Below are 16,051 nucleotides of genomic sequence, written 5' to 3' on the forward strand. Positions count from 1 at the left end.
ACGTTCATCTACTCAATTTTAGGTATATCATTCCAGATACAAGCGCAATCAAGCAATCAAGTTATGTGATTGAATGCAGCACAAGGTTTGGAAAATATGGTATCGTTCCATCAACCAGTGTGGGAATTGTCCATTGAAGGTGTCTATGAATCACTAGGAACCACTATCAATGGCTTAACTGAATATGACGCAGCGCAACGATTTGAGCGCTATGGTGCAAATGAACTGCCAGAAACTGCTCATCGGCCAATGTGGCTCCGCTTCACGGATCAGCTCACCCACTTTATGGCACTATTGCTATGGAGTGCGGGAATTTTGGCATTTTTGTCCAATACTCCTCAACTAGGTTGGGCAATCTGGGCTGTCATCTGGATCAACGCTATCTTTAGCTTTTGGCAAGAATATCAAGCAGAACAAGCACTGGCAGCATTGAAAAAAGTATTGCCAATACAAGTTCGGGTATACCGAGATGGGCAATTGAAGCAGATCCCGGCACGAGAGTTAGTTCGGGGTGATGTCATGCAACTTGAAGAAGGCGATCGCATTTCTGCCGATGCACGCCTAGTTTCTGCTGATAATCTATACGTGGATGTCTCAGTACTCACAGGGGAATCTCTACCAGTTACTCGTAATCCTGACCCTGTAAATCCCCGCCAGGTCGTACCAATTCGTGCTGGCAAAACATTGCTTCATCCTGGAGAACAGCCTTTGCAAGAGCGGGTTCATCCGGCTGAAATCGCTAATTTAGTATTGGCAGGCTCTAATGTTGCATCGGGACGAGCAATAGGCGTGGTCTATGGAACTGGTGCCCAGACGGAATTTGGACAAGTCGCACACCTGACCACAATGGTGAAGCGAGAACCCAGCACCTTAGAAGTACAAGTTGCCCAGATTGTGCGCCTAATCACAGCGATCGCTTTGAGCATGGGTATAATTGTGTTCTTTCTCACTGCCTGGTTAGTAGGTATGGAGGTGAAAGAGAGCTTCATTTTTGCGATCGGGATTATTGTGGCGCTAGTTCCTGAAGGATTGCTACCAACCGTCACCCTGGCATTGGCTATGGGAGTACAGCGCATGGCACGACGCAATGCCTTAGTCCGTCGCCTTTCTGCGGTGGAAACTCTCAGTGCAATCACAGTCGTTTGTACAGATAAAACAGGAACTTTAACCAAAAATGAAATGACGGTACGTCATCTATGGGTTCCCTCACAGCAACAAGGTAGCAACGAAAAACCCAAACACAAGTCAGTTTCCCCTTTGCTAATTGAAGTTACAGGCGCAGGCTATGACCCTACTAACGGTACAGTTGTAATTCCTGAGCATTTTGCCGCCTCTTGGCAGTTGAATTTATTGTTAACAGGGGCTGCTCTTTGTTCCAATGCTCGTTTGATTCATCTCACTGCACCTAGTCGTTGGCAAGAAATTGGCGATCCGACGGAAGCAGCGTTGCTGGTGGCTGCGGCGAAAGCCGGATTGAACCTGGAACAACTGCAACATCAGTTTCCTCGCTTGCGGGAAATCCCCTTTGATTCTCGCAGACGGATGATGACGGTAGTGCTGGACTGGCAATCTTCACAGTTGTGGACCAATGAATCTCCCTATCTCGGTTTCACCAAAGGAGCGCCACTGGAAGTATTGCGACACTGCCAGTATATTCTGCGAGAGGGAACAGTTCAGACTCTCACTCAGGCTGACCGGGACATGGTGGTGAGAGCAAATGATGACTTGGCCAGACAGGGATTTCGGGTACTGGGAGTTGCAGCTCGTCCCGGTGATGAGCAGTTGCTAAAGGAACAAACACAGGAGTTGGAGCAAAATCTGATCTTCATTGGTTTGGTGGCGATGTTTGACCCCCCACGTCCAGAAGTGAGAGACGCGATCGCTCGTTGCCGTACAGCCGGGATCAAGGTAACGATGGTGACTGGAGATTATGGACTAACTGCCGAAGCGATCGCCCGCAATATCGGCCTCGCAAACGAGCGGGTGCGGGTTGTGACTGGTGAAGACATGGGTCATCTTTCGGATGCTCAACTGCGGCAAATTTTGCAATATCGTTCCGGCTTGGTGTTTGCTCGGATGTCTCCCGAACACAAGTTACGGCTAGTACAGGCTTACCAAGACTCAGGTGAAGTAGTAGCGGTTACCGGGGATGGTGTGAATGATGCTCCCGCATTGCGATCGGCCAATATTGGCATTGCTATGGGCATGAACGGCACTGATGTGGCAAGGGAAGCGGCTGATATTGTTTTAACCGATGATAACTTTGCTACCATCGTGAGTGCTATTGAGCAGGGGAGAGCGATCTATCAAAATATCCGCAAGTTCATGACTTACATCTTGGCATCTAACGTGCCTGAAGTAGTACCTTTCTTGGCAATGGTAGCCATGAAAATTCCACCAGCCTTGGTAATCATGCAAATTCTGGCAATTGACTTAGGAACGGACATGATACCTGCATTGGCACTCGGTGCAGAACGTGCAGAAACAGGTATAATGCTGCAACCCGCTCGTGCCAAATCTAAACCCCTGCTCGATCGCTCCCTACTGTTACGTGCCTATTGTTTTCTGGGATTAATTGAGGCTGCTTTGGCGATGTTAGCTTTTTTTATTGTCTGGTGGAGCAATGGCTATGGACTTGCTCAATTGCAAGCTATTACTCCCGCTATTATGTCTCACTCGCCAGATATGACTATAGTTACCATTTATACCCAAGCCACTACCGTGACATTAGCAACCATTGTTGCCTGTCAAAGTGGAAATGTTTTTGCTTGCCGTTCTGAACAAACCTCGATATTTCGATTGGGATTATTTTCCAACCGTTTAATCTGGCTCGGCATTGCTATAGAGTGGGCGCTAATTGTGGCAATTATTTATATCCCTTCTCTGAGACACATCTTTGGTACTACACCTCTGACTCCTTGGCAATGTTTGCTATTGCTAGCCTATCCACCTATCCTGCTGGGAGTAGAAGAATTCCGCAAAGCTATTTTTATCCACAGGCGCTAAATATTTTTAAACTCCCTAGCGCTTCTCGAAACGTCCACTTTTTTCTAATAGATGGATACAAAAAATAACAGTTTGAGGTAAGGGTTCATAAAGCTTACCTTGGAGAATCTGTTTTTCAGTATGGGAGAGGTTAATAGTGGTGCTGACAATTAAGGGCAGAATCCTATCTACGAGAAAGAATTAATTTTTGTTCGTCAAAGTGAATAAAAACATTCAAATTAGAATTTTTACTTTTCCTTTTGTTAGTTTTTAGTTGTAGCCTCTAACATTTGCCAATAAATTCTGTAAATGTTATGAACAGTCCAAATTTTATCAATTCGGCAGGCTTTGAGGAGGTTGAACATACAGCTGACTGGGCTTATCGCGTTTGGGGACAAAATTTAACCGAGTTATTTATCCAAGCTGCGATCGCACTTTATACATTAGCTGATGTCCAGTTAGCCTCAGAGTCTGCAATTAAGCGGAAAATTCAACTCCAAGGGGTTGACCATGTAAGCCTATTGGTTGCTTGGTTGAATGAACTTTTGTATCTACACGAGAGTGAAAACTTAGGATTTAACCAATTTAAAATCCTGCATCTCGATGTCCACTCTCTAGAGGCGGAAGTCACAGGCGTTAATGTTCAAAATTGGAATAAATTCATTAAAGCAGTAACCTATCACAATCTCTCTATTCAGCAAACAGAAACAGGATTGGAAGCTACATTAGTATTAGATGTTTGAATTGGTCATTGGTCATTGGTCATTGGTCATTAGTCATTAGTTAATTCCCCATCTCCCAATCCCCAATTCCCAGTCCATTACCAAATCCTCAAATTAGGAGGGGATATGGTCAATAAACAAGATTTTCGCCGCATTAGTGACTATTTGTGGGAAATTCCTACGTCGTTTCATCCAGAGATGAAAGTTCCCGTCTGGATTTTTGCCGATCAAGAAATTCTCGAAGATGCTTTGGGAGATTTATCAGCAACTCAAGCCGTTAATGTTGCCCGTTTACCTGGGTTAGTAGGTCATGTAGTTGTTATGCCTGATGTTCACCAAGGTTATGGGATGCCAATTGGTGGCGTGATGGCAACACGAGTACCTGGGGGAATAATTTCACCGGGAGCAGTTGGTTATGATATCAACTGTGGTGTACGTGTTTTGGCATCTGCAATTGAGTATGAGAATGCCAAACCTTATTTAAGTAATCTGGCAAGTGTCCTTTACCGCAATTGTCCTAGCGGTGTGGGAGAAAAAGGCAGCGTCCCCCTGACAAGTGAAGAATTAGACCAAGTATGTCAACAAGGCGCTCGTTGGGCGCTGACTCAGGGATACGCCCAAGCAGAAGATTTGGAACGCACGGAGGAATTTGGTTGTCTGGAAGGGGCAGACCCAGATGCTGCGAGTAAGCGGGCAAAAGAGCGAGGTAAAGGTCAACTAGGAACTTTGGGTGCGGGTAATCACTTCCTAGAGGTGGATGTGGTGGAGAAAGTATTTGACTACGAAGCAGCGGAAGTTATGGGTTTGCACGAAGGTTGTTTGGCGGTGCAAATTCATTGCGGTTCTCGTGGCTTTGGGCATCAAATCTGCACCGATTATGTACAGGATTTGCAATTTGCCGTCATCCGCTATGGGATTGATTTACCAGACCGGGAATTAGTTTGTGCGCCGATTGAGTCGCCAGAAGGACAAGGCTATCTAGCAGCGATGAAGTCAGCCGCTAACTATGCCTTTGCTAACCGCCAAGTTTTGGCATGGCATACACGGCGGAGTTTTCAGGAGGTGTTTGGTACACAAAACTCTACACTACGCCAAGTTTATGATATTGCTCACAACATGGCCAAAATTGAAACCCACGAAATTGAGGGAGAAAACCTGACAGTTTGCGTCCATCGTAAGGGAGCAACACGAGCATTTGGCCCAGGATTTGCGGATTTACCTGCGGAATATCGTTCTTTGGGGCAACCTGTTTTAGTTCCTGGTTCGATGGGTACACAGAGTTGGATTTTGCTGGGGACAGAAACAAGCGATCGCCTTTCCTTTGGTTCGAGTTGTCACGGTGCGGGACGGGTGATGAGTCGTCACAAAGCCAAGCGAGAAATTAGAGGCGATCGCCTCAAGGGTGAACTTGAACACGAAGGTATTAGCATCCGGGCTGGTTCCATGTCTGGTTTAGCAGAAGAAGCACCCCAAGCATACAAAGATGTTAGCCGAGTGGTAAATGTAGTCAGCCAAGCGGGAATTGCTAGGAAAGTAGCGCGTCTACATCCCGTTGCTGTTGTCAAAGGATAAATATTTAACAGAAGTCATAACCTATGAATAGAGTCTTGGAATCTTGCATTTTAATTTTAAAATGAGCTTCTTTCATAGAACCCGGAATTTTAAAGTTAGGAGGAAAATTTGTTTCTTTACTATATATAGCACCTTCAAATTTTTCTCCATCTATTCCTATAGCATTGCGAAAATCAGTTCCTATTAAGCAAGTACCTTTAAAATTTGTATCATGTAAAACAGCTCGTGAAAAATTAGCTTCATTTAAATTAGCTCCTGTAAAATTTGCATTATCTAAAACAGCTCCCGAAAAATCAGCTTTATTTAAAAAAGCATATTCAAAATTTGCAGATCCTAAAGTCATTTCACTAAAAATAGCACCCTCAAGATGGGCTTGTTTAAGAGTTAACCCAGGTAATAAAGATCTAGCTCTTTTTATGTCAGCTTTGTCTATTTCAGCATAATCGAGTTCAATAATTGGTTTTGGTAAACATTTAAATTCGCTTGGGTGTACTATGTTATCTGGCTTCTTACAAAAACCTATTAATTCAGATTCGTAAAGAAATTGTATTACTTGTCCTTTTAAATAAGCATCATCTTTAAAACGGCGTAATGTACTTAATGTCAAAGCGTGGATAAACAATTTCTTTTCTTTATTTAAATCTGCTATTCCTGATGGAATTGAATCTTCAGTTAACATTAGCTCTGATATTTCTTTTATGTAATCTGTCATAATCATTTGCTTTCGCGTTCGCTCTGTAATATACCAACCTATCGCACCAGCTAGCAAAGTAATTAGAGTAGCAATTACACTAGATTGCAAAAAACTAGACTTTAAAAAAAACCTAGACATTTTTTAATACCTGACCATCTATTAATCTGGTTGTCACTAGACTTTTCAAAAGGAAGAATATTCATTTTTTATGATTTATCCTTTAAATTAAAGAATTTCAAGCTTAATTAAGAAAAGCCAGAGGTTTATGCTAACACTCTAATAATAATTAAGAGAAACCACAAGTTTATATTAAGACTCTATATTTTACCATCTTATACCCATACTCCAGTAGCTGTGCAAGTAAGTTGACCTAGCTTATAACCAACAGGATAATATTGACCTCGATATTCACAACATTTTTCGGGACATTGTCCTTGAGCAATTTGTAGATTATGGCTCGGAATATTGTGAGTAAAATCAATTCCTAAATTAAAAAAAAATCTAGTAGTGATTGTTCCAGTAGTTATTGCTAGAGAAACCAGCATAAGTCCAAATATTTTTCTCTTTTCTTTAACTTTAATAGGTTGCATACTTAGAAAAAGAATTACTATTGAAAAGCATGTAATTATTACAACAATAATTACTAATCTCTAATTAGTTTTTATCTATCTTGAGTTGTGATATTTACTTAATCTTTCATAACTTTAGATAGATAAAAATAAAAATTCTCAAATATTTTGGTTCTTCGGTACGTATTATAATTAAAGTTCGTAACTTGCCTTACAAATCAAGCCTTACAGGCAGTTATAGTTAGGATTTGCGCACTGTACAAATTAACCATAATATCCATAACCGTATTTAGTCGTTTCCGGCGCTTCACATAACCCTGACTTATTAGCATATTTGCGCTTGTTAGGTGCAAAACATAGCTGAAACAGATAAATTGGGTGTATTACTTATGCACAATGCGTAAGTCATAAAATCATAAACTGAAGGGTCTGGTTACGTTTAACCAGACCCTTCAGCCATCACTGTCTATTCTATACAAAGGTTTCCTCCACAACCAACTTGGGTTTACACCTCTCGCAGTCTCCTCACTCGAACCTCCCATAGTCGCATCTTCCTAGATCCTGGTTTGGCGTTACTCTTACTTCAGCTTTCAGTAAAGGGTGTTGCCACTTTCTTCATCTATGTTGGAAGTTCCCTGCGATCAATCTCACTTATATATTAACATAGTTTTGTCGTATGGAATTTTATGTTCTGATCCTAATAGGGTAGCCAATCAAGAATATAATGAAAGCAATTTTTTTACAAAAGTATGTGACAGTCAAAAGTATTTTTTGCACCTGATTTTCTTTATTTATACTATTTCTAGTGTCTAGATTATATTTCGGATATTTCTAATTAATTTAAAAGTTTCTTGTTCCAATTATCTATATAATGAAGTACATTATAAGGATATTATTATGACTACTCAAGAACTTCAAAGCGATCAAAAACCACCGATACCTCCACTTCCACCTCACAAATGGTGGCAATGGATAATAGTTTATCCAACTATTATTACTATATTAGTTGGAGCGATAGATAACTTTGTCCCGATGATACAAGCCTCTTGGGCAACAAAAAGATTCGTTGGGAATTCTGAAGAAGCCACAGGAATAATTCAATGAAGAAATAATTTTATTGCACATCTAAATTGTAATACAGATTTAACCTACTATCCTCTAAAAAAGACATTAGTTAAAGTTGGATTACAATATTGTCCAGATGGTGCTCTCTTAGTAGCTATCCAAACTCCAACGAGATACCCTATTTATCACTGGATTGAAAAATCTGAATTGGACTTACAAAGTTCTTTCGATAAATATAAAATTAATTGGCAACTTACTGAAATTTTTATAAATTCTGTAGTTGCGTCCAACATAGAAAAAAATAAGCTCAATAATAAAGAAAATCAATTTTTATCAGAACAAGATGGAAGAGTGATTTGTCAGAAACAAATTAACAATGACCAAATTCTTAGAAGAGTTGAAATAAAACCGAATCAATGTATCGATGAAATTGTAGATATCAACACTGGGAAAGTTATTAAGCAAACACCTTTAGATTCTTGCGATAGTTCTTGCAACTCATAACTCAAAAAACGTGACATTTCAAGATTTACTACCCTGATTCAATTTCTCTAAAATATCTTCCAATTCTTGCTGATAACGTCCATATTCAGCCCAATTACCTTGACGCAGTGCTTCCTGCGTTTTTTGATAAGTTGCCAACGCAGATTTAGCTAAATTTGATACTTCTCCAGTTACGGGACTAGGTACTGGCTTCTGTTCTTGAACACCACCGAAAATTGCTGCTAGAGATTCTTCTAAAGTCTCTTCCATCAATACGGCTTTATCATAGGCAACAATTACCCGTTTCAGTTCAGGTAATTCGCCCTGTTCTGCCCGCAGATATACTGGCTCGACGTAGAGTAAAGATTGGTCAATGGGAATCACTAACAAATCTCCGCGAATTACTTTAGAACCTGCTTGACTCCATAAAGTAAACTGCTGGGAAATTTGCGGTTCCTGGTCAATTCGCGCTTCAATTTGCCGAGGGCCAAAGATGAGTTTTTGTTTGGGAAATTCGTACAGTAGTAACTTACCGTACTCCTTACTATTGGAACGCGCCGCCATCCAGGCAATCATGTTGTCTTTGTTGGCAGGGGTGAACGGTAAAATTTGGATAAATTCCTCCTTCGCTGCTCCTGGTAAGCGCATTATCATATAATAAGGCTGCATGATATGTTCATTCCCTTCATAAGTTTCGGTAGGCAAACGCCACAAGTCTTCCCGGTTGTAAAATAATTCCGGGTCGTTCATGTGGTAGACAAGATACATCTGCGTTTGGATTTTGAATAAGTCTTGCGGATAACGAAAATGCGCCTTCACCTCAGATGGAATTGCTGAGTTAGGTGTAAATAGGTGAGGAAAAATCTTTTGGTAGGTACGGAGTACGGGGTCAGTTTCATCGACGACAAAAAACTGCATTGTGTCATCGCAAGCATCAATTAATACTTTAAGCGAGTTGCGAATATAGTTTATATCACGGTCTAGAATCTGTTCGATATTCCCACCTTGAAAAATTTCGGTGGCTTTGTGAGTCTGGGCTAATGGTTCAGAATAGGGATAGCGATCGCTCGTTGTATACCCATCCACAATCCACTGTAATCTACCATTAATTACTACTAAGTAAGGATCGCTATCCAAGTGCAGAAATGGCGCAACATGACTCACCCTTTCCTGAAGCAATCGATAGTAATGGATACGCGACTGTTGATTAAAGTAATTGGAAATTAAAATCTGAAGGCTGCCCAAGTCGTAAGCATAAGCTAGCCTGTGCCACATCGTTGGTATTGGTACGCCGCCTTTACCTTTGTAGTTAGTATAAGCATTCCCATCCCCTAAAGGATAGTCAAACTCTTGAGTTTTTGTACCAGTAAAAATATAGTTATCAGTTTTTTCACCATAATAAATTGCCGGCTGGCTCACCTGTAGATTGACCTTAGAGACGGGGGGAATATCTTTGATATACAGTTCCGGTAAACCATCGGAGGTGACTTGATTAACTGGACTCATCACCAAACCGTAGCCGTGGGTATATTTCAAACGCTGGTTAACCCAAGTTTTAGCCTCTTGGGGTAACTGAGAATAGGCCAGTTCCCTTCCTGATAGCATCACCTGTTGATAATTGCCATTCAGGGTATAGCGATCTACATCCACACTCTGAAATTGGTAATACAGGCGCATCTCTTGAATTTGGCGGTATGTACTAAGAAGCGGGCGGTAGTCCCATAAGCGAATGTTGCGGATAGTTGGCTGATTTGACTGCAAAACTTGGCGATTCAATTGGCTTACGGCTGTATAGTTTTGCCTTTGCACATCATGCAAATGATAGGCATTCTGGGTAAATCTGATGTTGTTGGCGATATAGGGCTTTTCTTTAGTTAATTCGTTGGGTTCAACGATAAATTGTTGGACAAACCAAGGGTAAACACCGTTGAGCAACACTAAAGCCATAAAAAATAATACAATCCCCGACATAGGTAAGGCAGAACTCCTCCGCCCAATTGAGAGAAGCAACAGAACTGCTACTAGTAACGCAATGATACTTGTCACCGAGTAGGCAAACAACCGCGCGTGGACATCTGTGTAACCAGCACCAAACACAACACCATTGCTTGAGTAAAGCAGGCTGTAACGTTTGAGCCAGAAATCAACGGCAATCAATGCAGCGATTCCCGCAAAAAGCAAACTTAAATGGTTTTTGGCTTTACCATTCAGGGTAATTCGTCCGTCACGCTGCCGTAGTGTAAAACTGTCTTTGAGGAAATAAACTAGAAAAGATACTATTAGCCCCCAGACAAAAGCGAATAACAACCAGTTCCGAATAGCTTCGTAAAGCGGTAACTGGAAGACATAAAAGTCAATATCCTGTTGAAATATCGGATCGCGATCGCTTCCACCGGGGCGTAGCCCTTCGCTAAAACTAGTAGGATGCAGATACTTAAGAATAGTTTCCCACGCAGAGGTACTAGCACTTGCTGCACCAAACCCAATGAACAAAATCAACACTAAAGCCATGAAATTGGCAAATTTATCGGTATAGTCTACCAATGTGCTGTCTTCAAAAAAGCGAAAGGAACTATGCCGAGTGTGGTGCATAGCAATCTGATAGTTTATCCAGAGAAACAGGGTATAAAAAGCAAAGGTGACAATCGAAGTGAGAATTTGCCAAGTTAACTTTGTCCAAAATACTTCCGAAAAACCGACAGTATCAAACCACCATATCTCAGTTAGAATATGCACCAGTGTTTTAGATAGAGACAGACCAATAATCGCAATCAAGATGATGAATAGAATGCCTCTCTGTTTCAGGTTCATAATTTTATCTTCCTTGTAGCTAAAAAGCTATTTATCAAGTAAATCTAAAGGTTGGTAATTAGGTGAAATGGGAACAGTAAAGATTACCAGCGTCTTCCTGAAAGGATATTTTGGCGGGCGATTGCCACTAGTAGTTGCCGGATTGATAATTTGAATCCTTTCAACAGCGATGAATTAATAATCACTGATAAGGAACTCAAAGCCATCGCAGCTGCGGCAATAATTGGGTTAAGGAAACCGAAGGCAGCGATAGGAATGCCAATCGAGTTGTAAATAAACGCCCAGAATAGATTTTGTTTAATTTTGAGCATCGTGGCACGAGATAGGCGAATTGAGGTGACAACATCCCGCACATCGTTTTTAACCAGAATTATGCCGCCTGTTTCCTTGGCAACATCTGCACCAGAACCAATAGCAATACCAATGTCAGCAGTTGCGAGAGCTGGTGCATCATTAACTCCATCTCCCACCATTGCCACAACTTCACCGCGTCGTTGAATATCTTTAACGACTTGGGCTTTATCACCGGGTAATACCTCAGCAATCACTCGATCGATTCCTAGTTGACGAGCGATCGCTTCAGCAGTACGCTGGTTATCTCCAGTGAGCATCACGACTTTGACTTTTTCTCGCCGCAGGGCAGCGATCGCTTCCTTGGCTTCAGGTTTGAGGGTGTCCGCTACTGCTACAATCCCCATCAGCAGACCATTACAACCAACCAGCATTGCTGTTTTACCATCAGATTCTAGGCGAGTCAGTATCTCTTCTGTTGCCGGATTTATCTGATAGCCTTGCTCTCGGAACAAGCGGCGATTACCAAGCAAAATGCGATCGCCTCCGGCGGGGCTACGCCCATCGCGGTTTATTTCTCCCCGAATCCCATGTCCGGGAATTGCCTCAAAATTACTCACTTTGGGAATATCTAGCATCTGATGTCTGGCTGCTCGCACAATTGCTTCACCCAAAGGATGTTCTGAACCCGCTTCTACTGCCGCAGCCAGCCGGAGAATTTCATCTTTTGGACGTTCTGCCAAAGCTACAATATCGGTAACACTAGGCTCACCACGAGTCAAGGTGCCAGTTTTGTCGAAAATTACAGTAGAAAGCTTTTCAGCTCGTTCTAAAATTTCACCACCCCGAATTAAAATCCCGCCTTCTGCTCCTTTACCCACGCCAACCATCAAAGCGGCTGGAGTAGCAATACCCAAAGCACAGGGACAAGAAATAATTAACACAGCAATAAATGCCAGTAAAGCTTGCGGGAAATTTCCCACTAATAACCAACCGAGAAAAGCAAGCACGGCAACTCCCACAACCGCAGGGACAAAATAACCCGTCACTTTATCCGCCAACCGTTGGACTTGCGCCGTACTTGTTTGGGCTTCCTCCACAATTTTGATGATTTGAGCCAGAGCAGTTTCAGAGCCGACACGAGTCGCTTGGAAACTGAACGCTCCTGTTCGGTTCAAAGTACCACCAATCACTGCACCCCCGCTTTGCTTCTCCACTGGTAGTGACTCCCCTGTCAGCATTGACTCATCCATAGATGAAGATCCATCCAGCACAATTCCATCCGTTGGTACTTTTTCTCCTGGACGGACAATAACGGTTTCGCCTACCATTACTTGCTCTGCCGGAATATCCATCTCCATGCCGTCTCGGATGACTCTGGCGGTGGCAGGTTTTAAATCTAGAAGTTTGCGTACTGCTGCCGATGAGTTCTTTTTGATAATTTCTTCCATATACTTGCCTAGTAAAACAAAGGCAATGATCACAGCAGAAACTTCAAAATAAACGTCGCGCTCTTCAACTCGGACAGGCAGAGCATTAGGAAAGAAAATAACTGCCACACTATAGAAATATGCAACGCTGGTTCCTAAAGCAATCAGGAAATCCATGTTGATACTGCGGCTTTTGATGGCATTCCACGCTCCTACATAAAATGACCAGCCACCAATAAACTGTACAGGTGTAGCTAAAATGAAAAGCCAGACTCCCCAGGTGAACCAGGGTAGAGCAGAAATTGGCACCCAACTTAAGATACTTACACCTGCTGCTAGTCCCAAAAATGCAGCCGCTCGCAGAATTGCTAAAAGCAGTACCCCCGTCATGGCAACGGTGACGCGAGTCCGCATTGATTTGAGTTCCTTCTCAGGATCTAAAAATGTGTTTAAGCAAGTTTGGCTGCAAAAATAGTAAGTGCGTCCACCCCGTTCTGTCTTCAAGGATGTGGCTTTAGGTACTGTCATGCCACAGATAGGATCTTTCGCCATCCCACCTTGGGATACTATGTTTGCGTATCTATGTCCGTGATGCTCGTGAGTTCTTGCCATCTTTGAATGAACTCCTTCATCCTGCTGGTTGTGATTCAAAAGTATGCAGGCAAGTCTGGCTGCAAAAATAGTAAGTCTGTCCGTCTCGCTCGGGCTTTAATGCTGTAGCCTTTTCTACAGTCATGCCACATATTGGATCTACAGCACTTTTGTCACTATCTTATTGACGTTTGTGTCTAAAAAAATTCCACATAATTGACCTCCTTTAGAGCAGATGTCAATCGTCTCAGTTCAAAAATCCCTCTGGAATTCAACTTGCTTCGGGGTTGGATTTATACCAAGCCTGATACCATTGCTGCATCTGGTTAATTTCAGCCGTTTGAGTTTTAATGATGGACTGAGCTAAGTTACGAATTTCTGGTTTGGTAGCTTTTTTAGTAGCCATCTGCGACATCATTACAGCCATGCGATGATGAGGAATCATCTGACGGATAAATTCTTTGTCGAAATCTGGTGCATTTTTCAATGCTGCCAAATCTACATTCATACCTCTCCTGTTCTGGTTCATCGGCATTTTCATCATACCTGGGTTCATCTGTTGACACATACGCTGATGCATTGCCATCATTTCTTGATGAGTCATGGCTGTTGCAGGTACATCTTTCCCGTACCATGCCTTGTACCAAGTTTGCATTTGTTGAATTTCGCGGTTTTGGTCATTTTTAATGGCTTGAGCTAGTTTTTTGATTTCAGGATGTTTAGCACGCGTTAAAGCTAGATTAGCCATCTCCACTGCTTGCTGATGGTGAGAAATCATCATTTTGATGAAATGCTGATCAACCTCACCCATCATCCCTTGTTGAGAAGGAATAACCTGAGCAGATGGGTGATGAGTATTCTGTTGTGAATTTGGAGACTGAGCTTGCGTGTTATTGATGATTAAAAATCCTCCAACAGCACTAGTACTCAATAACCCTATAAGACGATAAATCAAATTTTTGTTCTTCATAACTTCACCTCTTTGAGTGAATGTAAACTTAATACTTTGTTTTTATAATTGAAATTTGCTGTCATTTATAAGGAAGTTGTGAGTATAAAGCAGTTTTATTTGCCTTTTCTCCTCATTAATTAATTCTTAACTTCAATTATCAAATCTCTACTCAAGTGGAAAGTTAAGTTGCTGCTACAAAACATTACTTATAAAACCTAACTCTTGTTTAAGTTATTCGTTTGACAGGAGTCTACATTTCTAGCTTTTCATTTCAGAATGAAATCAAGATGAAATGTCGTTTTATATCAATGTTTGTTTACAATGCGATCGAGTAGGTAACTCAACACAACAGAGTGCGTTTGCGTAGCGTGCCGTAGATAATCGCGGCAGGAAGCAGAGGGCAGTTTTCGGTAAGATCCAGCTGTCCTCTGTCCCCTGTCTTTCTTGATATATTAGAAAATCAACGCTCAAATCATCGCTATATCTACAATTGAAAAATTGGCTCTTATTTTTCTTTTACCAGAATGATTAAACAAAACTAAGACCATTACTAGAAACGTACTGACCCATTAATAGCGAAATACCGCAGCTAACGGTGTATCATCTGGCATATCTTCCGACTCAACCGCATAGACAATACCGCCATTCAAGATAGTCTGAGTTGCAGCCAAATCTAATAACTCTTCATCGTTAGGTTCTGCATTGGGATGCACCTGAACCGTTTGGGTATCTGAGTCAAAAGTACCCCACTGCTGCTGATTGAGAGCGACAATTAACTTGTCAACGCGTCCCTGAGAAGCCGCTGGAATAGTTTCGGTAATTTGGCTGGTGGCTTTTCCAGTTCCCAACAATTCCCTGTATTGAGCGATCGCCTCTTGCTGTGCTTGTAAAAAGTAAGGTTTTACTATTTCCCAGGCTTGGGTGTGTAATTCCTCTGCTGTCAGGAGTTCTGGATTGCCTGTTATACCAGCATCCATAAGATAAGCGTAAGTATTCGCCTCTCGATAAATCGGCAAGAGATATTCGACTCCAGCCAGCACCAAAGGAGCATGTTCCTCTTTTAGTAACTCCTGCAACGCCTCATTTACCCGATGAAAGTACAGGCTGAGATTTTCTTTTTCATCCTCATCACCAGCACCATGACCGTGAAATACAGTAACTCCACCAGGAGCGGCGCGTCTTCCACCTACTGCTCCTGGAGTGCCTGTATGGGAAGGGGTTTGCCGTTCTGGCTCCTCAAACCGCAATACTTCTTCCAAACTTGGCAACACACCAGTCAGATCAATCTCTTCAATGTGATGGTGCGTACCTTCTAATAGGCGAATCAGATGATGGCTGAGAGCAAGAACATAGAAATGTCCATCGCTATTAAAGAGGGGAAATAGAGGTTTAAGGTAAAAACGGTCACTAACAATTGCTAATTCTGCAAAATCTATGGGTAGAGAATAATACCGCAACAAGTCCTGGGAGCGGAAGATTGCTAAACCATCACTTTGATGCTGCCAAAATTCATACTCATCTAGTTCTTTGACTGGTTCGAGTAAGTTGTTAGCATCTTCAGAACGGCAACCATGTTCAATCAGGCGTTCTTCAGCCTCCCGAATTAAATTCCTAAACCGGATTGGGTTCTGTTGCGTGTCTGACCCTGCATGGTAAGTTGGTAGAAAAATCGATACACAAATAGTTCTAGGTTGCTTTGCCAGTTTTTCGAGTTCCGCTATAGATAGTAATTTCATTCGCTTACCTCCTGTTTATAGAGCTACGGTGTACACACAAGTAGACCTAGAGCGAGTTTCCAGCCAAGAAAGGTGGATTCAAACTGATAAAGTCCACGAACTAAAGTAATAATTCCCGCAGGTTTTTGAGACCTATAACCAGACCAGCCA

General features: G+C 42.0%; 12 protein-coding genes. 5 read left to right on the forward strand and 7 right to left on the reverse strand.

Annotation, left to right across the window (positions count from 1 at the left end; all coding sequences use genetic code 11):
• Positions 1-96 precede the first annotated feature (96 nt).
• The 3 genes from H6G92_RS29030 to H6G92_RS29040 all read left to right on the forward strand — a co-directional run bounded on the left by H6G92_RS29030 (position 97) and on the right by H6G92_RS29040 (position 5,279).
• On the forward strand, positions 97-3,006 hold the full coding sequence (locus H6G92_RS29030; protein ID WP_190898960.1) for a cation-translocating P-type ATPase: 2,910 nt from the start codon (positions 97-99) through the stop codon (positions 3,004-3,006).
• Positions 3,007-3,299: 293 nt separating this feature from the next.
• Positions 3,300-3,728, forward strand: coding sequence for an archease (locus H6G92_RS29035; RefSeq protein WP_190898962.1), 429 nt, complete (start codon positions 3,300-3,302; stop codon positions 3,726-3,728).
• Between the two features lie 105 nt (positions 3,729-3,833).
• Positions 3,834-5,279: an RtcB family protein gene (locus H6G92_RS29040; RefSeq protein ID WP_190898964.1), complete on the forward strand. Its 1,446-nt coding sequence runs from the start codon at positions 3,834-3,836 to the stop codon at positions 5,277-5,279.
• 4 nt (positions 5,280-5,283) lie between these two features.
• Here the strand turns inward: H6G92_RS29040 and H6G92_RS29045 are convergent, their stop codons facing one another.
• Together H6G92_RS29045 and H6G92_RS29050 are read right to left on the reverse strand one after the other, a co-directional pair.
• The gene (locus H6G92_RS29045; protein ID WP_190898966.1) at positions 5,284-6,111 is read right to left on the reverse strand and encodes a pentapeptide repeat-containing protein; all 828 of its coding nucleotides are present in this window, start codon (positions 6,109-6,111) and stop codon (positions 5,284-5,286) included.
• A 194-nt stretch (positions 6,112-6,305) separates the two neighbouring features.
• Positions 6,306-6,563 (reverse strand): hypothetical protein, encoded by a 258-nt coding sequence (locus H6G92_RS29050; RefSeq protein ID WP_190898968.1) that lies wholly within the window; start codon positions 6,561-6,563, stop codon positions 6,306-6,308.
• 876 nt (positions 6,564-7,439) lie between these two features.
• On the opposite strand from H6G92_RS29050, the gene H6G92_RS29055 reads away from it, so the two are divergent.
• Both H6G92_RS29055 and H6G92_RS29060 read left to right on the forward strand, forming a co-directional pair.
• Positions 7,440-7,646 (forward strand): hypothetical protein, encoded by a 207-nt coding sequence (locus tag H6G92_RS29055; RefSeq protein ID WP_190898970.1) that lies wholly within the window; start codon positions 7,440-7,442, stop codon positions 7,644-7,646.
• 168 nt (positions 7,647-7,814) lie between these two features.
• Positions 7,815-8,111: a hypothetical protein gene (locus H6G92_RS29060; protein WP_190898972.1), complete on the forward strand. Its 297-nt coding sequence runs from the start codon at positions 7,815-7,817 to the stop codon at positions 8,109-8,111.
• A gap of 18 nt (positions 8,112-8,129) precedes the next feature.
• Here the strand turns inward: H6G92_RS29060 and H6G92_RS29065 are convergent, their stop codons facing one another.
• The 5 genes from H6G92_RS29065 to H6G92_RS29085 form a co-directional block, all read right to left on the reverse strand.
• On the reverse strand, positions 8,130-10,901 hold the full coding sequence (locus tag H6G92_RS29065; protein ID WP_190898974.1) for a UPF0182 family membrane protein: 2,772 nt from the start codon (positions 10,899-10,901) through the stop codon (positions 8,130-8,132).
• Between the two features lie 83 nt (positions 10,902-10,984).
• Positions 10,985-13,234, reverse strand: coding sequence for a heavy metal translocating P-type ATPase (locus H6G92_RS29070; RefSeq protein ID WP_190898975.1), 2,250 nt, complete (start codon positions 13,232-13,234; stop codon positions 10,985-10,987).
• 16 nt (positions 13,235-13,250) lie between these two features.
• Complete coding sequence (locus tag H6G92_RS38920; RefSeq protein ID WP_313890005.1) at positions 13,251-13,367, reverse strand: YHS domain-containing protein; 117 nt, start codon at positions 13,365-13,367, stop codon at positions 13,251-13,253.
• Between the two features lie 117 nt (positions 13,368-13,484).
• On the reverse strand, positions 13,485-14,183 hold the full coding sequence (locus H6G92_RS29080; RefSeq protein WP_190898977.1) for a DUF305 domain-containing protein: 699 nt from the start codon (positions 14,181-14,183) through the stop codon (positions 13,485-13,487).
• Between the two features lie 551 nt (positions 14,184-14,734).
• Positions 14,735-15,901, reverse strand: a complete 1,167-nt coding sequence (locus H6G92_RS29085; RefSeq protein WP_190898979.1) for a baeRF3 domain-containing protein — start codon at positions 15,899-15,901, stop codon at positions 14,735-14,737.
• Positions 15,902-16,051 lie beyond the last annotated feature (150 nt).

The organism is Nostoc foliaceum FACHB-393 (assembly GCF_014698505.1).
Lineage (GTDB): Bacteria > Cyanobacteriota > Cyanobacteriia > Cyanobacteriales > Nostocaceae > Nostoc > Nostoc foliaceum_A.